The organism is Burkholderia sp. Bp9015, from assembly GCF_003853505.1.
Taxonomy (GTDB): Bacteria; Pseudomonadota; Gammaproteobacteria; order Burkholderiales; family Burkholderiaceae; genus Burkholderia.
In genome coordinates this window covers 66,882-87,471 of sequence record NZ_QTPZ01000001.1, presented here as the reverse complement: position 1 = coordinate 87,471, position 20,590 = coordinate 66,882, and the positions used below count along the sequence as shown (strand labels likewise).

The following is a 20,590-nucleotide window of genomic DNA, read 5'->3' as shown; positions in this document are numbered from 1 at the left end:
CGTGGCGCGCCCGCCCGTCGCTCGTCGTCACGCGCGACGCGTCGCTTGCATCCGCCCCGCACACGTTCCGCGCGCCGCCCCCGTCACCCGACCACGACCTGCTGTCCCGGATCGATCTCGCCCGGCTTGCTCGCCAGGTTCCGGTTCAGTTGCAGGATCTCGTTGAGCGCGACGTCGATCCGCTGACCGTCCGACATCCGCTGCTGCTGGTCGGCCGGCACGTGTGCCGCGGCAAGCAACGATCCTTCGTGACTTTGCGCGATCGTCCACAACGAATCGCCGGCCGCCACGGTCGCCGTCAGCGGCGTGGGCGCGGGGCTCGGTGCACCCGTCGAAGGCTGCGCCGGTTGCGATGACGTACCCGACGGCTGCGCGCTCGCCGACGCCGATCCCGTCGCCGATCCCGACGGCGTTGCCGACGCATTCGGCTGCACCGGTGCGCTCGTCGTGCCGGGCGACGGCGCAAACGACGCACCCGGCGTCGGCGCCCCGGCACTCGAACCCGACGGTTTCGGCGACGAACCCGGCGGCTTGTGCTGATCGTCCGACGCGGTTGCCGACGTGTACAGGCTGATCCCCTGCATGATCCCGAAGATCGCCACGGGCGCCAGCGCGATGCCGGTCGGCAAGCGCTCCATCCACGGCGTCGCGTTCGGGAAATGCGAATGCAGCCGCCCGGCGCCGAGCAGCGCGCCGGACATCGCGGTCAGCGTGCCGGTCACCGGATCCACGGTCAGCGCGGTATGCACGCCGGTTGCGATGCCGACCGCCGAGGTCAGGTAGTCGCCGGTCGCGCTCGCGATCCGCGCCAGCTGGCTGCGGTTCTCGGCATTCACGCCGCGCAGGCTGCCCTTGTAAACGATGCCGGTGTAGACGGCGCTGAACGCGCCGCCGATCGCCTGTCCGCCGGCCAGCAGGTCGCCGTGCGTGATCGCCCTGAACGCATTCATCGTGATCGAACCGCCGTAGCCGCCGAGCGCCAGCACGCGACCGACGCGGCCGATCGAATGGCGCGGGCTGCCGTGATGCAGCAGCTTCAGCGACGTCCCGCCGACCACGCCCTGCATCTGCGCGAGCATGTCGGCGGCGATCGCCTTCGTATGCGCGACGGTATCGTCGAACGACAGCATCCCGTCGTCGTTCAGCGCGCGCAGCTGGGCGGCCATCGCCTTGCCTTCGTGCGCGATCTGCTCCAGCTGCGCGCCGCGTGCGTCCACGTCGAAGCCGTTCGCCTTCAGTTGTGCCTGCAGCCCGCGCACGAGCCGGTCGACGACGCGATCGAACACGCGCGGATCGCCGTTCTTCAGGCTGGCGACCGCGCCGTGATGCAGCGCCTGGAACACGCGCCCGACCCGCAGGCCCGCATACAGCGAGTTCGTCGCGGTGCGCACCGACTCCCGGCCGACCGCGACGAGCACGCCCGCGCCGGCGCCGCCGGTCACGGTGGCCGCCGCGATGTCGCCGGCGATCCGCCTGGACGATGGCGGCGGCGTGTTCTCGCCGATCGGTTCGTCGTGCACCCGCAGCGCATGCAGTTCCGCCTGCGCGCGCTTCGCGTCGGGAATGTCGACCTTCGCGAGCTGCGCCGCTTCCCGGCGGCTCGTGCCGATCGGCTTGGTGCCGTCGTTGATCAGCGCCGGATCGTGCACGACCGCGCGCCAGTGGTCGAGCGGGTCGGCGGCGGCCGGCCGCTTGCCGGTGGTCACGCGGTCGGGCACGCCGGTGCCGTAGTCGGCCAGCCAGCGGCCGCCGAACCTGCGTGCGCCCTCGTCCGTCCCGGTGCGCGGCGGGTTGCCGTCGGCGTCCCACAGCGGCATCGCATGCTCGATCGTCGCCTTGCGCGCCTGGTTCAGCCAGACGGTCGTGTTGCCTTCGTAGAGCTTCTGGCGCAGCGCGGCGATGTCCGCGGGCGTCATGCCGTCCGCGGCGCCGAGCCGCTCGACTTCCGCGAACAGCAGCTGATGCTGGTTCGCCAGCGTCTGCCGGTCGACCCGCTCGAACACGCGCGTGAGCGCATCGGCGCCATGCAGGCGATCGATGATCCCGGGCCGGTTGCGGTTCTCCACGATCAGCTTGGCGAGCGCGCCGGTGAGATCCTGGTTGCCGATGAAGTCGGCGCCGTGGGTGCCGTACGACAGCCCCGTGTGCACCCATTCGAGCCCCTTGCGCTCGAGCACCGCGCGCAGCAGCTTCTCGTGTCCGCCGCCCGGCACCGATTCCGGCACCGCGTCCCAGCCGTGGAACGTGACCATCACGTTCGGCGCCTTCGTGTCGGGATGCGCGTTCGACCAGCGTTCGAGGGCGGTCATCACACGCACGTAATCGTGATACGTGTCGTTGGTGCCCGACTGGAACCGGTAGTCGGCGCCGGACACGAGCGCGCGCGACGGCGCCGTCTCGAGCCGGATCGCGAAACCGGTGCGTGCGGCCTCGTCGAGCCAGCGATGCAGATGCGCGAGATCGTCGAGCGCGAGCGCCTTCCCGTCGGAGCCCGGGGCCGGATGGATCATCCCGTTCTCGCCGTCGAACACGGCGCGCTTCTGGTCGCCGAGCGCGCGCACCGCGCGCAGGAAATCCGGATCGTGCGCCTTGCCGAGCACCGCCGCGAGCGAATGCGGATCGATCACGAGCGTGACGACCGGCATCACGCCGCCATACCGCTCGACCAGCGCGCCCATCAACGCCGGATCGTCGCTCAGCGAGAACGAGCGCGCCATCGGCACCATGCGATCCTGCAACGCTTCGCTCGAGCGCGTGAAGATCTGCCGGATCCGCTTGTCGGCGACGGTCGCCGCGCCCAGGTTGCGCGTCCGCGCGCGCAGCTTGCCCGGCACCGGCAGGAACCGCGATGCGGACGTCGACACGTCGCGCGCGACGTACAGCTTGTTGAGCAGCGTGCGCCACATGCCGACGTCGACCATCACGGCCTGCGGCTCGCCCTTCAGCACGAGGTTCACGTCGCCGGGCCGCTGTGCCTGCTTGTTGTACGCCTCGATCTGCTGGTGCGTCGCGAAATACTGCTCGGGCTTCGCCGCGCCGTGGCGCAGGCTGAACTCGACGGAGGTCGCCGACGACAGCCCCGGCTGGTACGGCTCGATCGACAGCGGCTCGGGCGCGGTGCCCTTGCTCCCCAGGCGCCGCAAGTCCGCGAGCACCTCGTTGTAGCCGTGCCGCGTGCGCGCCGCGAGCGCGCGGAACGGCGCCGAGTGCAGGCCGCGCGCTTCCGCCGCCTTCCATTGATCGTGCAGCGCCTTCGCGCGCGCCTCGAGCGCGGCGACGCGCGTCGGCCGCGCGCTGGTCAGGAAATCGCGCGGCGACAGTTGCGTGAGCAGGAAATGCACGTCCGTGCCGAAGCGATCGTTGCCGATCGGCATGGCGTCGAGCGGCACGCCCGGATGGTTCTTGTTGCTGACCTGCGGGATCTTGTCGAACCAGCGCATCTCGCCATCGCGCTCGGCGATCACGCCGAGCGGATCGCCGAGCGCCTCGGCCACCGCGCCGTCCGTCCTGAACACGTAGATCACATGGCGGCCGCCGTCCAGCGCGCCGTTGCGGATCGCGGTCAGCAGGTGCGACACGCTGTTGCCGCTGAAGTCGACCGCGTTGAGCGCGGACTGGTCCGACGGCAACAGATGCGGATCGACCGGCGCCAGCGGCGCGGCGTTCGCGTCGTCGCCCTGCTCCGCGCGCGCCAGCGGCCGGCGCACCGGCACGATCGACTGGAACAGGTCGCCGGCCGAGCGGATCGGTTTCTTCTCGACGGCCGGCGCTGCCTTCGCCGGCCGGAACCCGCCGATGCGGTCGACGGTGGCCGGCGCCACGTCGCTGACGACGAAGCGGATCCCGCGGCGCGGCGACCGGCCGACCGGAATGCCGCCGCGGCGGCGGCGCCGGAACACCGTGCGCAGATCCTGCTCGGGGATCTCCGTATCGCCGAGCGACGCCTTTTCGAAATATTTCCACTCGTGATTCGTGTTGCGTTCCGCATGGCCGAGCACCTTGCCCGTCTCGTCGTCGACCACGTGAATCCAGCGCTGCGCGCCGGAAACCGCACGCACGGCCTGGCGCGGCCGCTTGAAGACCGGCGCATCCTGCAGCTTCGACACGTCGCCCGCGAGCGTCATCTCGATCGCATGGCCCGACGCCGTCACGTCCCACGACGTCTTGCCGTCCGGCGTCTCGATCTTCGACGGGCCGCCGAACGCCACCAGTTCGTCATGCGCGACCGGCGACACATGGAAATCGAACTTGCCGCGTGCACGTCGGCCGCCGCTGTTGGCATTTTCCAGCGCCTTGGTGAGCGCGGGCGGCACGCGCTTGCCGTCCAGCATCCGCACCGGGCCGAGCGCGCCGTTCGCGTCGGTCTCGAGCACCGCGACGAAGGCCGGCGGCGTATAGGCCGCGGCGCCGTCGGGCGGCGTGTGATGCGCGGTGACCAGCACATGCGCGTTGGGGCCGAGCTGCCGGGCGAGTCCGTCCAGCGTGGGCGCATGCCGGCCGTCGACACGCGTGAGCGTGCGGCGGCCGAGGGTGTCGAGCCAGTCGGCGGCGCGCTCCTGAGTTGCCGCCTCGACTGCTGCGGCACCCTGCGGCGCGGCCGGGGCGGCTGAATGACCGGAAACAGTGGCCGGCGTCGCCGCGGCGGACGGGTTGCTTGCCGGGTCGCCGGCCGGGCTCGCCAGACGGCCGGCCGGCCCCGCGTGGCCGAACCTCGGCCAGGTCGGGTTGCCGTCGACCGCGCCGAGCGCGCGCGTCCCGCCGGCATGCACGGCCGCATAGCCTTCCGGCAAGCCGGAACGATCGACGCCGACGAGCCGGTACGACACGTCGCCCGTCGCCGCATCGCGGGTGCGCACGACGTACATGTCGACGCCGGCCGGCTTGAACAGCGAGCCGCCGTCGGGCGTGGCGATGCGCAGCGCACTCGCCGGATCGTGGCCGAGCGCCGACAGCAGCACGACGTCGGCCGGTGCGGCGGCCTCGACCGCGGCCAGGTGCGCGGTGGCGCTGGCCGCGACGCGTTCCGCCGGCGTCAGGTCGCCCTGCGCGAACGCGGTGTCGTCCGGCAGCGCATCGGCCGGCACGTACGCGTGATTGCGCGGCCCGGCTTGCGCCGCATCGAGCGCCTGCCCGAGATCGTCGTGCGCGACCGTCGTCACGCCTTCCGGCAACGCGCGCCGCGCTTCGGCGGCCGTGCGGCCCGTCGCGTGCGCTGCCGACGCCGCGGCGTCCGGCACCGTGCCGCTGAACCGGAACCAGCCCGCCTCGGGATCGAGCGCGCCGAAATCGGTGCCGCTGCCCAGCACGATGCTGCCGTCGCCCGTCACGAATTCGACGCGCAGGTTCGTCAGGCCGGCCGCGTCGAACGCCTGCATCACGTCGTCGATCACGCGGGTCGGCTCGGGGCCGTCGAGGAAATAGCTCGGCCAGTGCTGGCTCACGGTGCCGCCGGCCTGCGTCACGCGCGCGGCATCGCCGATCACGCCCGGCCGGTCGGCCAGCGCGCTGCGGAACGGATGGTCGAGCGTGACCGATTCGAACGTGCCGTCCGGAATCGGCGTGAAGTCGTAGCCGGGATCGGCGAACGTCGGATCGGGCACGCGCGGCACCGTCGGACGCGCCGGCCGCTCGGCCCGTGGCGGCGGCGCCGTATGCGCGGCGCTCGGCGCCGGTTCCACGTCCGGTCCGGCGGGCAGTGCCGGGCGGCCTGCCCGCGCGGGATCGCCGACGAAGCGCTGCATCGGCAGGCGATCGCTGTCGACCTCGCCGGTCCGGCGCGTCACGCGCACGGTGGCCGAGCCGTCCGGCTTGACGAGCAGGATGTCCTGCGGCGCCCAGACCGACGTCGGCCGCCCGGTGAGTTCGGACAGGCGCTGCGCGAGCGCGGCCGCGAACGTCCCGCTCGCGGCCCGCACCTGGCCCGGCGCGACGCGCAACGGATCGCGCTTGTCCGACCCGCCGAAACAGGAATACAGCGTCACGTCCTGCCCCGCCTCGAGCTGCGGCGCGACACGCTCGGCCACCTCGTCCGGCGTCACCGGCCGGCCTTCCGGGCCGAGCATCGCATCGGCCGACATGCCGTGTCCGAACACGACGTGATGGCCCGGCGGCGACATCAGCCCGCGCGCGCCGACCGGATGCAGCGGGTCGCCGGCCGGCATCAAAAGCGTGTCGGCCGGACGCAGGAATTCGGGGTGCTGCGTCGCGTCGACGCCGGTCACGTCGTCGAAGCCCGGTTGCAGTACCGACTCGCCGCGAATCGTCGTCGTCATCACGCCGTCGTTGGCGATCGCGCGGTCCGTATAGACGCGGCTGTTGTTCCGGTACGTCTTCTGCGGAATCCCCGACAGGCCGTCGTCGGCTTCGGCCTCGGCGGCCTGCTCGGTGCGCGCGGCCCACTCGTCCGCCGTGAAAATCTGCCCCGGCGCGACGTCGACGACCGGAACCGGCTCGTCGACGGGCGGCTCGCCCGCATCCGGCTCTGGTGCGAGACGCGGATGCGCCGGGAGCTGCGGCTGGGCCGGCCCATGTGCCGTCGCGCCCGGCCGCGCGGCATCGCCCGGAGTGCCGGTGTTGCCGCGCGGCCCGCTGTCGGCGTCCGGATCGATCTGCGCGTCGATCGGGCGCACCGGTTCGACCGGCGCGCCGTCGTACCCGTGCGCCACCGTGCCCGGCACGGGTTCGCCGCGCCGGGCGAACACCAGCGGCGGTTCGCTCGCGTCAGGCGCCTCCGGGACATGCAGGTAGAGCCGCGTCGACACGTCCGGATCGTGCGCCGGCACGACGATGTCGTCGCTGTTCGGGTGCAGTTCCAGCGCACCGGTGCCGCGTATCGAATTGGACGCGATCGAAGCGATCACGGGCACCTGAAGTTCATACGCGAGCTCCTGCGCGAACGGGTAGCCGCCGGAGCCGAGATAGCAGCCGGTCAGCAGCACGCCGTTGCCTTCCGTGTAGGCAGGATCCTCGAGCAGGCTGCGCGCGAATTCCCTGGGCGACATCGTGTTGCCGTCTTTCGTGATGGCGATCGCGCTGTCCCAGCTCACGTCGCGCGGCTTCGTGCCATGCGATTCGGCGATGTCGAAGCCCGACACCTTCAGGAACTGCCGTGCGGTCGCGTGGCCCAGCAGGTTCACGACATTCGAGCCCGGCACCGGCCGCAATTCCAGCGGATTGACGCGAACCGGCTGCGCGCGGCCGGGCGAGAACTTGCCGTTCACGTCGGGTTCGATCTGGAAGCGCGCGAGCCGGCGCCCCGGATCGGGGATCGCGCGCCGCCAGCCGGCCGCGTCGTCGTCGCCGAGCCGGCCGAACACCGGCGCCTGGATCAGGTCCGCGAACTCCTGCAGCAGTTCGGGATCGGCGCCGCTGTGCGGCCCCTCCAGCGCGATCGGCGTGCCCGGCGTATAGCCTTTCCACGCCAGTTCCTCCAGCGCGTGGGTCATCTCGAGCGCGCTCGCCGGGCTGCGGCTGCGCGGATTGATGACCGCGCCGCCGCGATTCGTCAGCACGCGCCAGACGTAGACACCGAGCGGCACGCGCGCGTCGCCCGCCGCGCCGCTGCCGCCCCAGCGATTCGACACCGGGCGCGGCGCCACGGTGCTCCAGTCGACCGCGTGCGCGCCCTGGTCGATGACCGCCAGCGCCGGCGAGAAGCGGTAGGTGCGCGGCGCATGCTGCACCGAATGGTCCGGCTTCCCCGCGAGACTGGGGGCGCCGGGCTCCACCACGATGCCGGTCGTATAGCCGGAGTCCGGGCTGCCGTCGCTGCGATAGCGCGGCGAACGCCACGCGACGAAGCCGCTTGCGCCGTACACGTCCACCCCCAGCACGTTCGCGAGCAGTTGCGCGAGCGGGCTCACCCGCGTACCCGCGCCGCATGCATAGAGGATCACCGGCGATTTGCCGTCCCAGCCGCTCTGGCGCACCAGCTCGGCCAGGTCTTCCGCGCTCATCGGCTTGCCGGTCGCGCTCGCGAACGCGTCGGACCACGCATGCGCGTACACCGCGAAGTAGCCGGGCGGCACCGGCATCAATGGCCGCTCGCCCGCCGGCAGCCGGTTCTCGGGCTGGTCCGGATGGTTCGAATAGATCGCGAGGTCGGCTTCGCGGCGCGGATACGCGCCCCATTGCGTTTCGTCCATGCCGGGCGGCGCGTTGATCACGTCGACACGCCGGCCGTCCTCGCTGCGGATCAGCGGCTTGGCGGGATCGAACCCGCGCGGGTACATCACGCGCAGCGTGCGATCGTACGCGTCGTTCATCGACAGCATCAGCGCGTCGCCGGCGTCGTTTAGCCCGACCCGGGCGACCACCGCTTCGGGCGGCACCGTACCGTCCGCGGCGAGCGCGCCGTGGTCGACCAGCGCGACCTGGTAGCGGCCCGCCGCCACGCCGCCGCGGGCGACCATCATCGCGTCGTGGAACGACGCGTAACGCGTGACGCCGATCGTGCCGTCCTCGCTGGAGGCGGCGGCCGCGAGCTTCACCGGATCGTCCCCGGCCGCCGCGCGCCGCGCGTCCGCGTTCGCCGCCCGGATGTCGTCTCCCAGGTTGCCGCGTTCGGTCGACGGGAGTCCGTCTTCGTCCGGCTTGCGCACGTTCCCTTCGCCGTCCTCCAGGGCGTACACGTAGTATTCGACGTCCTCGAGGCGGTTGCCGCTGTCGAGAATCGACCCGACCACGCCGGCCAGCGCGTCCGGATCGGCCGCCACATGCGCGGGAATGGGCCACGACGCGGGGCGTCCCGCCGTCGCCGGCGTGCCGGCCCCGGCCGGCGTCGCATCATCGCCCGCGATCGCGGCGGCAACGGCCGGCGTCGCTTCGCCGTCGATCCCTTCGGCATCGGGCGCGAGCCGCAGCAGGATCGCGTCGCCGTCGTCCGGCGTGCCCTGCGTGCGGCGCGCGCGCAGCCACGCGGTGAAGCGCGACCGCAGCCCGCCTTCCGCCGGCGACACCGGCTCGCCGTCGCCGACGGGCTCGCCGAAGCTGGCCGCCTGTTCCTCGGCGTGCTGCCACGGGTTGCCGATCTCGCCGACCGCGAGGCGCTGGTTCGCCAGCCCGTTGGCGAACATCGCGTTCGCCACGTCGATCGTGAGCGGCCGCTGCGTCGCCGGCGGGGCCGGCGTCTTCGTGATCGCCCGAATCGGCCGTTCCATCAGCGTATGCGAGCCGAGGCCCATCTGCGCGACGCCGATCCCGAGGTTCAGCAACTGCTGCGCGCGATCGGAATCGGACATCGCGTCCCAGTTCTTCACGAGCGATACGCCCTGGTCGACCATCTGATAGCCGCCGATCGCGCCGCCCGTGACGTTGAGCACGCCGGCCGTGCGGCCCGTCGTCTGCGCGACCGACTGGAACGCGTCGGCTTCCTGCGCGAAACGGCCGAGACCGGCCACGTCGGCCGTCACGCCCTCGCCGCGCGATGCCAGCGTGACCATGTCCGAGACCTGGCCCGTCGTGCGCAGCAGCGACGACGCCTCCGCGAGCGACTTCGCCGCGACGCCGAGCCCGCCGCCCGCGATGCCCGCGCCGCTGCCGATCAGGCTGATCCAGTCGCCGCGCGCCTGCGCATTGCCGAAGCCGATCGACTGCCCGTGCTCGCTCAGATTGTTCAGGTCGCCGATCGCGGCCGGCACGCCGACCGCCATCCCGGCGCCGACCGCGGTCCACGCGGCGCCGAGCATCAGGCCGCCGACCGGCGCACCGATGCCGCTCGCGACCAGCACGACACCGCCGGCCGCGGCGAGAATCCCCGTGCCGATCTCGAGATAGTGTTCGACGTGCTGGTACCACTCCGTCTTGTGTGCGTCGATCGATTCGTATTGCGCGTAACCGCCGGACGCCGCGCCGTTCGTCAGGCTCTTCGGCACGTACAGCTTGCCGTCGTCCGACAGCGCGTTGTTGTGCTGGTAGTCGTCGACGGTGTCGTACTTCCAGCCGCGATCGTCGATCAGCTTGAACTGGTCCGGATGGTTCGCGACCTGCACCTTGAACAATGCGCTCGGCGCGGTACCGGTCCCCTTCGACACGTAGTAGATCGGCACCAGCGACACGACCGCGTGGTCGCCGCCGACCTTGCGGATCTGGTCGACGACGGTCTGGATCATCTGCGTCGCCGCCGAATTCCTCGCGTACAGCGACCGACTGTTGACCGCCACCCCGTTCTGCAACTGCCCGTTGCCGACGATCAACTGCTCGAGCATCGCCATCGACGGCACGTCGTTGCGGTCGGTCGGCGTCGCGGCTGGGTCGTCCGGCTGGATTCCGAGCCCCGCGCCGACGAAGTTCGTCATCTGGTCGGAGCCGGTGGCGAACGTGTAGGACTTGTCGTCGAAGTTCTTCTGGAAGTCGTCGAAATACGCCTTCAGCTGCTTGTCCGGATCGGCCTGGAACAGCTTGTAGCTGGCGTTGGCGGCGTCCTTGTTCTGCTTGTTCTGCGCACTCTTGGTGCCCTGGTCGTAACGCAGCTGGAAGTCGTTCGCGAAGCCCGCCTGGAACCGGTCGTCGTTCTGCATCTTCGACAGCAGCGCCTTCGACAGCGCCGGATCGACACCCGACGACAGCGCCTCGCGCACCGTGTCGAAACCGTAGCCGGTGTTGCTGCCGCGCAGCGTGTAGATCAGCGTCTTCGCGTTGCCCTTGTCGTTAAGCAGCCAGTTCGCGACGTCGTCCTCGCGCCGCACGGGCACGCCGCTCGCGGTCGGTTGCTGGTCCGCCAGCCCGACCGCCTTGCTGAGCCCCTTGTAGAACTCGGTGCCTTGCCCGTACGGCTGCGGCGTGCCCGTGTTCGTCTGCATCCACTTGTTTCCGAAATCGTGCTCGACGGTATCGAGCACGACGCCCGCGAACTCGGGCGGCGCATTGTTCAGGATGTCCTGCATCCACTTGCCGGCCTTGTCGGCGTTCATCGTGTCGTCGTAACGCGCACGCATGCTCGCCTGATCCGTTGCATCCGCATCGGGCTTCTGCATCAGCGGATCGATCTGCGTATGGATGAACTTCGCGTCGAAATGCGGCTGGCCGGCCTGGGTCCACAGCGTCTGGCGCTCGTCGAGCGAGAACGACGCGTCCATGTTGGTCTTCAGCACCTGGAGCGCCGCGCCGGGATTGCTGCCCGGGACTTGCATCAGCTGCGCGACCTGCTGCTTCGTGTACTGCAGCCGCACCTCGGGCGCCGCCGCAAGCAGCGTCTGGATCTTCTGGTAACCGGGATTGTTCTTGTCCGCCTGCGCCATCGCGTACGCGAACACGCCGCCCGCCTGGTCGATCTTCGCGTTCAGCGCCTTCGCGTCCGCGTCGCTCTTGCCGTCGGTGCTCACCGGAATGCCCGTCAGCTTGACGAACGCTTCCGCGAGCGGATTCTGCTGCGCGAGCGCCTTCTCCTGCGGCGACAGCTTCGGATCGTTCGGATCGACGGTCACACCGGTGTCCTGCAACAGCGCGAACGTGACCGGATCGGATTGCGCGAGTTGCTTCATCTGCGGCGACAGCGACGGATCGTCGGGATTGATCGTCGCGATCGTGCGCTTGAGCTGGCTTTCCTCGCCCAGCGCGTCGACGAGGCCGGTGTACCACATGCCGTCGTGATTCTGCTTCACCGACGCGACGACCTGCTTCTGCTCGTCGGCCGTCACGTAGGTCAGTGCGGTGTCGTCGCCGCCCGTCACGACCTTGTCGTACTGGCTCTGCGCCTGTGCCAGCGCCTGCGTGACGTCGGCCTCGTCGGCACGGCGCAATCCCCCCGGCTCCTTCTGCCACGCCGCGTAGTCGGCCTTCGCGTCGTTCAGGCGCAGCGTCGCAGCCGACGTGCTGTACTCGTGGCGCAACGCGGTGGTGAGGGCCGTGTAGGCGTTGTTGGCATTCGTGTCGGCCGTGCCGGCCGCCTGGCGCAGTTGCACGCCGGTGTCGGGATCGGCGCGCCGGATTCCGCCCGGCAGCGCGTCGTACTGCTTCACGTCGGCGTTCGCGGCCTGGTCCTTCTGCACCGCCAGCGCGAACTGGAACGCCTTCACGTTGGTCGCCCGCTCGGGCGCCGATTCGGCCGACACCGCCTTTTGCGCATCGTCGAGCACCGAGCCGAGCACCGGATCGTTCGGCGTCGCATTGCGCAGATCCGCGGCCACGCCCGCGATCGCCTTGTTCGTGTCGCCGCCGCCGTCGGCCGCGACGCGCATCTGGTTCTCGACGGCCGCCTGCACCGAGCCCCATGCCGCTTCGGCCTTCTTCACCTGGTTGTCGAGATCGGCCTGCGACGCGCCCTGGTCGTGCAGGCGCTTGAGCGTCGCCATTTCGGCCTGCGCGAGCTGCAGCAGGCGCTGCGTCTCGGCCTGGGCGGCCGCGAGGGCCTGCTGTTCCGGCGTCTGCGCCGGCGGGGTGCTGCCGGCCTCGTTCGTCGGTGCCGGATCGTTGTCATCCTGCGGCTGCGGCACGTTCACCGGTCCGCCCCCGCCCACAGCCATCAACACCATGTCCGTTCTCCCGCGGCATGCGTGACGTGCCGGCACAGCGGCAGGCGGGCCACGCGCAATGGTCCATTGTGCCGAACGGGCGCACGTGAAAAGGCCGCGCATTACGTAGTCGCCGGGCCGGTTGCGGCAGCGCGGGAAGACCCGCGCTACGAACGCAATCAACCCGATGCCGCGATTCGGTCCTTGGCGCTTCGGGCGGAAAATTTTGCTCGCTGCCGCGCATCGGGTCAGAAATACACGATGCCGCCGACCGGCGGCACACGCCTTTCGCGACGCGTCACCACCCCGCCGCCCTCCGCCGCCTGCTCCTGACCGCGCCGATGCTCACGCTGAACCGCCCCGGCGCTGCCGAATCGTTCCGCATGCGCGACGGCCGAATTCCCGCAGATTCGATCGAAACACCCCGTGTGGAAACGCCGCGATTCCACGCGATCCCGCAGAGGACCTTTCCTGTGCAGCGCCTTAATCGCCGGTCGCACGTTCTCCAATAATGCCCACTCGATCCGTCGGCCCGCGCGCCGATACGACCCACCGGCGATCGGGCCGGAGACCAGCGAAAAAAGTCATATGCATTCCTATAAAACAACCAAGCCCGCCGGCGCACGCGTCGCCGCGCCGCTTGCCGCCCGCCGCGGCCGTCGTACCGGTGCGCTCCCGCTGAGCGTGATTGCCGCCTGTGCGGCCGGCTTCCTGATTCCCTGCGCCGCGCGAGCACAGAGCAGCGTGACGCTGTACGGCCTGATCGATACGTCGATCACCTATTCGACCAACCAGCGTACGCAAGGCGCCGGTTCGCCGGGCAGCGGCAGCGTCGCAATGACGAGCGGTGCGTTGAACGCGTCGCGCTGGGGGCTGCGCGGCCGCGAGGATCTCGGCGGCGGGACGGCAGCGGTCTTCACGCTCGAGAACGGCTTCTCGGGCACGACCGGCAAGCTGTCGCAGAAAGGCGTCGACCTGTTCGGCCGTCAGGCGTGGCTCGGCCTGAGCTCGCGGACGGCCGGCACGCTCACGTTCGGCCGCCAGTACGACCTGATTCTCGATTTCGTGACGCCGCTCGGCGCGTCGGGCCCCGGCTGGGGCGGCAACCTCGCGGTGCATCCGTACGACAACGACGACTCGAACCGCAACCTGCGCATCAACCATGCGGTGAAGTACACGAGCCCGACGTATCGCGGGCTGACGCTCGGCGCGATGTTCGGATTCTCGAACACGGCCGGCGCGTTCTCGAACAACGCCGTATGGAGCGCGGGGCTCGGGTATGCGAACGGGCCGCTGAAGCTCGGCGCCGGTTACCTGAAGATCAGCCGCGACCGCAACGCGCCGAATCCGGACGGCGCATTGAGCACGCTCGACGGCTCCGCGACGATCACGGGCGGCAACCAGCAGATCTGGGCCCTGGCCGGCCGCTATGCGTTCGGCCCGCATTCGGTCGGTGCCTCATGGTCGCACTCGGCCACCGACGGCGTGAGCGGCGTGCTCCAGGGCAGCGGCATCACCCCGCTGAAGGGTGAATCGCTCGTGTTCGACAACTTCACGGTCGACGGCCGCTACTTCGTCACGCCGGCGTTCAGCGTGGCCGCCGCGTACACGTACACGATGGGCCGTTTCGACACGCGCACGGGCCAGACGCGCCCGAAATGGAACCAGGTGGTCACGCAGGCGGACTACGCGTTCTCGAAACGCACGGACGCGTATCTCGAAGCCGTCTATCAAAGCGTGAGCGGCGGCAACGGCAACCCCGCGTTCAACGCGACCGTCTGGACCATGACGCCTTCGGCCAACAGCAACCAGGTCGTGGTCGCGCTCGGGCTGCGGCACAAGTTCTGAGTGCGCCGGCGACGCGCGCCACACCCGCACCGGAAAGGCGCATCACGCATGCGCGGCGCATGCTGCGCGCGTTCGCGCAAGCAAGAATGCGTCCTGCGTCGTTTCCGCGCGAAAAAGACGGAGAAACTGGTCACGCTGTGACATTTTTCCTAATCTTGTTGCAGCGGCGCCGTGCGTCGGCGTCCGGCCGAGACAATCTTTCATCCGGCACGTCGCCGGCTTACGAAAGCGCATCGCGCACGGAAGCCGGCGCTTTCGTGCCGTCTCGCCGCATGCGTGATGCGGCAGATCGCCCGCACCACGCTTTCCATGCAGTCAACCGCAGGAGACGCACGATGAGCAAAACGAACCGATTCGCGGTCATTGCGGCGTTCGCGCTGCTGGCGGGTTGCCACCACGCGGCGAAAACGCCCGAGAATGCCGAGATGGCGCCGGCGCCATCGAGCGAAGCGGTCGCCACGGTGGCGGCCGACGATCTCGACAATCCGAACAGCCCGCTCGCGAAGCGCAGCGTCTACTTCGATTTCGACCAGTACTCCGTGAAGCCGGAATACCAGACGCTGCTGCAGGCGCACGCCGACTACCTGCGCAGCCATCCGTCGCGCCGCGTGCTGATCCAGGGCAACACCGACGAACGCGGGACGTCCGAATACAACCTCGCGCTCGGCCAACGCCGGTCGCAAGCCGTGATGGGCGCGCTCGAAACGCTGGGCGTGCAGGCCACGCAACTCGAAGCGGTCAGCCTCGGCAAGGAAAAGCCGGTCGCGCTCGGCCACGACGAAGATTCATGGGCGCAGAACCGCCGCGCCGATCTCGTCTATCGTTGACCGGATGCCGCCGCGACGGCGACATTCCGGCCCCGTCCTCCCGTTACCTGTCATGCGACGAATCGCCGGGGCGCCCCGGCTGCGTGCTCGTGTGAGCACGGCGCCGCCCGACGCGCGTGCGCCCCGCGCGCCGATTCGTGTCGCTATATGCCGCGACGCACCGATACCCAAAAAACATGGAATAAACCGCCTGACGGAGACGTTTCGTCATCGCGCGGTCGCCGGTTCACGCGAACCGCCCTGCCGCGCGGCCTGCGCGGTCCAAGGAGAGTGAAATGAAATCGGCAAGATTGGCCGCGGCGCTCGTCGCGGCGCTGATGCTGGTGCTGTCGGCGGGATGTACGTCGTCGGGCGGCGGGATGTCGCAAGGATCCGGCATGAGCCGCTACGGCGGCGCGGGCGGCAACGGAGGGGGTAGTGGTGGCGGAGGAGGAGGCGGCGGCTACTGAAACACCGCCTCCCGGAATCGGGCGAGGCATCGCGCGGGAACACGGCCGGGAACCGGCTGCGTTGCGCGCGACGCCCCGCCCTGCCGCTCGACGGCTCAACGCATGGCCTTCACGTCGGCCGGCGTGACGCTTGCGGGCTGTCCGCCCCATGTCGCACGCAGGTAGTTCGCGAGCTGCGCGAGTTCGTCGTCGCTCAGCGTGTGCGCGAAACCCGGCATCGGCTGCAGGTTTTCGTAGCCGGCAAACTTCTGCTCGTCGACGCCGTCGAGCATCGCGACCAGCAGGTTGCGCGCGTCGCCCTGACGCAGCGTCGAATTGCCGTTCATCGGCACCGCCACGTGCGGCTTGCCTTCGCCGTTGAAGCCGTGGCAGCCCGCGCACACCGCGAGATAAACCGAGCGGCCGGCCGCGAGCTGCGCGGCGTCGGCCGACACCGGCTTCACCGGCTGGGGTGCCGGCGGCGTATCGCCGAGCAGGTACACGGACAGCGCGCGCAGGTCGTCCTTCGCCAGGTACTGCGTGCTCAGGTGCACGACCGGATACATTTCGCCGAACGCCGAGCCTTGCGGCGCGATGCCGACGCCGAAGAACGTCTGCAGGTCGGTGCCCGTCCAGCCGCGCGCGGCGAGGCCGGCCGGCGTGATGTCCGGTGCGGCCACGCGGCCGAGCGCCGCGCCCGCGAACGGCTTCGCGCCGTCGAGCTGGCCCGTGAACGCACGCGGCGTGTGGCATTCCGCGCAGTGGCCGAGCGCGCCCGCCAGGTAGCGGCCGCGCCGCCAGTCGGCGGACTGGCCGCGCGACGCGTCGGGCAGGCTGTCCTTCAGGAACACCATGTCCCAGAACACCATGCCGAAGCGCAGGTTGTACGGGAACTTGAGTGCGTGCGCGCGGTTCTCCTGCGCGACCGGCTTCACGGTCCTCAGGTACGCGTACATCGCGTCGCTATCGGCGCGCGTGAGTTGCCGGTACGACGTGTACGGCATCGACGGATACAGCCGCTTGGCCGGAGCCTTGCCGTCGTGCAGCGCGGCGTAGAAGTCGTCCGCGCTCCAGCTGCCGATCCCGTGATCCTTGTCGGGCGTGATGTTCGAACCGTAGAACGTGCCGAACGGCGATTCGAGCGGCGCCCCGCCGGCGAACGGCGCGCCGTCCTTCGCGGTGTGGCACGCCGCGCAGTCGGCGGCCTTGACGAGATAGCGGCCACGCGCGACCGGGTCGGCGCCGGGCGCGCCGGAAGCCGCGTTCGAGGCAGGCGCGTCTTGGCCGCCGCAGGCGGCGAGCAGCAGCGCGCAGGCGGCCGCGAGCGCGGGCAGGCCCGCGGCCCGCGCGGCACGATGGGCGAATGTGCGTTTCATGCGGCGTCCTTCACGAGTCCCGGCGTCGTCAGGATCACGTCCTTCACGGCCTGGTAGTAGCGGACGTAACCCGTGCAGCGGCAGAGGTGCGCGTTCAGCGCGTCGGTGATCGTGCGCTCGACGTCGGTCTTCGCGACCGGCTCGCGCGTCAGCCGCTCGATCAGCACCGTCGCCGCGTTGACGAAACCCGGCGTGCAGTAGCCGCACTGGAAGCTGAAGTGCTCGAGGAACTTCTGCTGGATCGGCGACAGTTCCACCACTTCGCCGGCTTCGTTGCGCTTCGCGTGGCCTTCGATCGTGCGGATCGAACGGCCGTGGAAGAAGTGCGCGCCGGTGATGCAGGTGCGCATTTCCTCGCTGGTGCCGTCCGGCTTGTCGACGATCACGACGCATGCGTGGCAGATGCCCTGCCCGCAGCCGAGCCGCGAACCGGTGAGGCCCGCGTACTCGTGCAGGAACTCGATCATCATCAGCCCCTCGGGCACCTGCATCGGGCCGACGGACTTGCCGTTGATCTTCACCGACAGCGGCTTCAGCTGAAAGCGCACGAGCGGACGCTCGACGGCGGCCGGAGCTGCGGCGGATACAGCCGATGCAGCCGGCACCGCAGCGGATGCGGATGCCGGCGCGGCCGAAGCCGCGTTCGGCACGGACGCGGCGGTCGCGGCCGCGCTGGCGCTCGCGGCCGACGCGGCGGTTTGGGCGGTCGTCATGCGAGCACCTCCTGAATCTTTTGCGGGGTCACCGGCAAGTCGGTGAAACGATGGCCGATCGCGTGCGCGATGCCGTTCACGATCGCGCCGACGACGGGGATCATCACCACTTCGGCGACACCCTTCGGCGGATCGGTCTCGGACAGCGGCGGCAGGACGTCGCCCGTCTGCGACCACACGGCGACGTCGCTCGCGCGCGGCAGCTGATAACGGTTGAAGTTCCACGTGCCGTTGCCCGGGCCGTCTTCGTAGAGCGGCAGGTACTCGTGCAGCGCATGGCCGATACCCATCGCGAGGCCGCCCTGCAGCTGGCCCGACACGAGCTGCGGCGAGATCTGGTTGCCGCACTCCATGATCGAGTGATGCGTGAGCAGCTCGACCTTGCCGGTCGCTTCGTGCACGGCCAGCTCGACGATCGTGCCGACCGCCGTGTAGTACGTGACGGCCGCGTTGTTGCGGCTCGTCGGCGGGATGAACACGCGCTTGCGGTCCAGCACGCGATAGCCGTTCGCGGTCGGCGCCAGCGTGCCGTGCAGCGCGGTCGCGCCGGCCGGCGCGACGGTGCCTGGCAGCGGGCCGTCGGCGCCCGTCTTCGGCGCGCCGACACGCAGCGACAGCCCGTCGATCGGCAGACGCTCGACCGCGCCGCCCACGTCGAACTCGGCGTCGGTCCATTGCCAGCGGTTGAACACGTGCACGACGGCGCCGGTCGGCAGGCCGAGCGCATGCGCCTGCTTCGCGAGCTGCTCGAACGTCAGCGGCTCGAGGCCGTCGGCGCTCAGCTTGCCGTCGACCCAGCGCGCGTCCTCGATGCGGATCGTGTACGGCGCGGCCTGGCCGCCGCCGAGGCCGCGCGTCCAGATCGACATCGCGGCCGGCCACAGCCCGTAGCGGAACACCGCGCGCGCGGCCTCGCGCGTGCTGTGCGTGAAGTAGTACGCGGAGTTGGTCGCGCTCGACGGCGACGCATAGCCCGGCGACCAGCGCGGATTCGCGCTCAGCCGATCCTGGTCGGCCTGCGACATCAGGTACGGATCGCCGCTCGTCTCGACCGGCAGGTCGGGCCATTCGGTCACCGCGACGCGCACCTCGGTTGCCGGGCGGCCGAGCCACTTCGCGACCGCGACGGCCTGCGACGTCGACATCCCGGTGCCGATCTCGGCAGCCGTGTGTTGCAGCGACACCTTGCCGTTCTCGTCGAATTCGACCTTCGCGAACGATGCCTCGGCGCCCGTGCCGAAGTCCTTCTGCACGCACGCGAAGCCGACACCGTAGCGCTTGCCCGGGTTCGCGGCCTCGAATTCGGCCTTGCGCGCCGCGCGACGCGTCCACAGCGGATGCTGCCTCGCGCGCTCCAGCACTTCGTCGACGCGCAGCGCGCCGGCGGGAATCGCGCCCTGGGTGTTCTTCATCCCCGAACGCAGCGCGTTGCGCAGGCGGAATTCGATCGGGTCGAGGTTCAGTTGCGCGGCGATCTCGTCGACGGCCATCTCGGTCGCGGCCATGCTCTGCAGCGTGCCGTAGCCGCGGGCGGAGCCGGCATCGATCGCACGCGACGCGATCGCGACCGCCGCGAGGTCGCTCTTCGGGAAGTAGTAGATCGATTGCGCGGCCGTCGCGCCGACCATCGCCACCGACGGCGAGAAATTCGAGCGCCCGCCGCCGTTCGCCTCGAAGTCGCCCTTGAACGATTGCAGCAGGCCCGTGTTGCGGTCGACCGCGATCCGGTAACGCATCCTGAACGCGTGACGCTTCAGCGACGTCTGGAACTGCTCGTAGCGGTCGTTCGCGAACCGCACGGGGCGGCCGTCCGCGTACAGCGCGCAGACGAGCCCGTAGAACGGCACGTTGAAGTGATCCTTCGAGCCGTAGCCGACCGTGTAGCACGGATGCACGAACAGCTTCTTCACCGGGAAGCGGCATTTCGCGACCATCGCGGCCGCGTTCTCCGACACTTCGAGCGGCGACTGGGTCGGCACGACGAGGTGCAGCGACTGCGTCGCGGCGTCGTACCAGCAGTTCGCGTTGTCGGGTTCGAGCGCGGCGGTGTCGACCGACTGCGTGTTGTACTCGCGGTCGAACACGAGCCAGTCGGCCGACGGATGGTCGAGTTCCGCGGCGATCTGGCCGGCGAGAAACATCCCCTGCTCGTCGAGCTTGCCGTGCTCCTTGCCGTCCGGCCAGACCGGCAGGTGCTTGCGCATCATGCTCGGGAAGATCGGCGCATCCTTCAGGCTCGAATAGACATCGTCGTCGTAGGCCGTCTTGCCGCCCACCCGCACGTAGCGGAAGGTACCCCACGGATCGCGCTCGAGCGGGCCCGTGACCGCGCCGTAGCGGATCACGTCGTCGCGGAACTTGAGCGCGTTCTTCGCGAAGCGGAAGCGCGCGAAGTCGTGGTAGATCAGGATCGCGACCGCATGGCCGAGATACGCGGGCGTCTTGCCGGCGGGCAACAGCATGTCGTCGCCGTAGAACGTCGGGAACGCGACGCCGTCGCGCGCGAGATCGTCGGCCGTGACCACGCGGTCCGGCTTCAGCTCGTCGCCGAGCAGCGACAGGTCGAAGCCCTCGTAGGTGCGGTCGGCCTGCGTGACGCGCAGGATCAGCGCGTGCGACTGCTGCTGCGGCCAGTGCGGCATGTCGGCCGCGCGCACGTCGCGGGCGAACACTTTCGAGCCCGTGACCTTCGCGATGCCGTCGATGCGGAATTGGGGGATGCCGGTGACGCTATCCCATTTGACGGGAGTGAGGAGTTTTTCTTCGAAGAGCGCCGCGAACGCGCGGCTGCCGATGGGCGCGACGTAGACCGCGACGCCCGCCAGCACGCTGGCTTTCAGAAAACCCCGCCGTGACAGGCCGTGGTTTTTCATTGGGGGGAACCTCCTGATGCGGCTCGGACGGCGATCGGGTGTCGCGGCGTTCGGAGCGGCGCGCATTCTGGCATTG

7 protein-coding genes are annotated in these 20,590 nt (G+C 70.1%); 3 read left to right on the top strand and 4 right to left on the bottom strand.

Annotation, left to right across the window (positions count from 1 at the left end; all coding sequences use genetic code 11):
• Positions 1-83 precede the first annotated feature (83 nt).
• Positions 84-12,470 (bottom strand): LWXIA domain-containing protein, encoded by a 12,387-nt coding sequence (locus DIE12_RS00360; protein ID WP_124519408.1) that lies wholly within the window; start codon positions 12,468-12,470, stop codon positions 84-86.
• Between the two features lie 567 nt (positions 12,471-13,037).
• Here DIE12_RS00360 and DIE12_RS00355 point away from each other — a divergent pair.
• The 3 genes from DIE12_RS00355 (at position 13,038) to DIE12_RS37895 (ending at position 15,573) form a co-directional block, all read left to right on the top strand.
• Positions 13,038-14,297 (top strand): porin, encoded by a 1,260-nt coding sequence (locus DIE12_RS00355; protein ID WP_124519407.1) that lies wholly within the window; start codon positions 13,038-13,040, stop codon positions 14,295-14,297.
• 335 nt (positions 14,298-14,632) lie between these two features.
• The gene (pal, locus tag DIE12_RS00350) at positions 14,633-15,124 is read left to right on the top strand and encodes a peptidoglycan-associated lipoprotein Pal (protein WP_124484754.1); all 492 of its coding nucleotides are present in this window, start codon (positions 14,633-14,635) and stop codon (positions 15,122-15,124) included.
• Positions 15,125-15,399: 275 nt separating this feature from the next.
• Positions 15,400-15,573 carry a hypothetical protein gene (locus tag DIE12_RS37895; RefSeq protein WP_185640807.1) on the top strand — a complete coding sequence of 58 codons (174 nt, stop codon included), beginning with the start codon at positions 15,400-15,402 and terminating at the stop codon, positions 15,571-15,573.
• 95 nt (positions 15,574-15,668) lie between these two features.
• On the opposite strand, the gene DIE12_RS00345 is transcribed toward DIE12_RS37895, so the two are convergent.
• Genes DIE12_RS00345 through DIE12_RS00335 form a run of 3 tightly spaced genes read right to left on the bottom strand, consistent with a single transcriptional unit; the run spans position 15,669 to position 20,514 of the window.
• Positions 15,669-16,928 (bottom strand): cytochrome c, encoded by a 1,260-nt coding sequence (locus DIE12_RS00345; RefSeq protein ID WP_124519406.1) that lies wholly within the window; start codon positions 16,926-16,928, stop codon positions 15,669-15,671.
• Complete coding sequence (locus tag DIE12_RS00340; RefSeq protein WP_124519405.1) at positions 16,925-17,641, bottom strand: (2Fe-2S)-binding protein; 717 nt, start codon at positions 17,639-17,641, stop codon at positions 16,925-16,927. The genes DIE12_RS00345 and DIE12_RS00340 overlap by 4 nt, the downstream gene beginning before the upstream one ends.
• Positions 17,638-20,514 carry a xanthine dehydrogenase family protein molybdopterin-binding subunit gene (locus DIE12_RS00335; RefSeq protein WP_124519404.1) on the bottom strand — a complete coding sequence of 959 codons (2,877 nt, stop codon included), beginning with the start codon at positions 20,512-20,514 and terminating at the stop codon, positions 17,638-17,640. The genes DIE12_RS00340 and DIE12_RS00335 overlap by 4 nt, the downstream gene beginning before the upstream one ends.
• Between the last annotated feature and the right edge of the window lie 76 nt (positions 20,515-20,590).

What these genes read in the sequence shown, in the direction of transcription:
- DIE12_RS00360 (WP_124519408.1), bottom strand. Translation starts at nt 12,470, where the DNA reads ATGGTGTTGATGGCTGTGGGCGGGGGCGGACCGGTGAACGTGCCGCAG.
- DIE12_RS00355 (WP_124519407.1), top strand. Translation starts at nt 13,038, where the DNA reads ATGCATTCCTATAAAACAACCAAGCCCGCCGGCGCACGCGTCGCCGCG.
- pal (WP_124484754.1), top strand. Translation starts at nt 14,633, where the DNA reads ATGAGCAAAACGAACCGATTCGCGGTCATTGCGGCGTTCGCGCTGCTG.
- DIE12_RS37895 (WP_185640807.1), top strand. Translation starts at nt 15,400, where the DNA reads ATGAAATCGGCAAGATTGGCCGCGGCGCTCGTCGCGGCGCTGATGCTG.
- DIE12_RS00345 (WP_124519406.1), bottom strand. Translation starts at nt 16,928, where the DNA reads ATGAAACGCACATTCGCCCATCGTGCCGCGCGGGCCGCGGGCCTGCCC.
- DIE12_RS00340 (WP_124519405.1), bottom strand. Translation starts at nt 17,641, where the DNA reads ATGACGACCGCCCAAACCGCCGCGTCGGCCGCGAGCGCCAGCGCGGCC.
- DIE12_RS00335 (WP_124519404.1), bottom strand. Translation starts at nt 20,514, where the DNA reads ATGAAAAACCACGGCCTGTCACGGCGGGGTTTTCTGAAAGCCAGCGTG.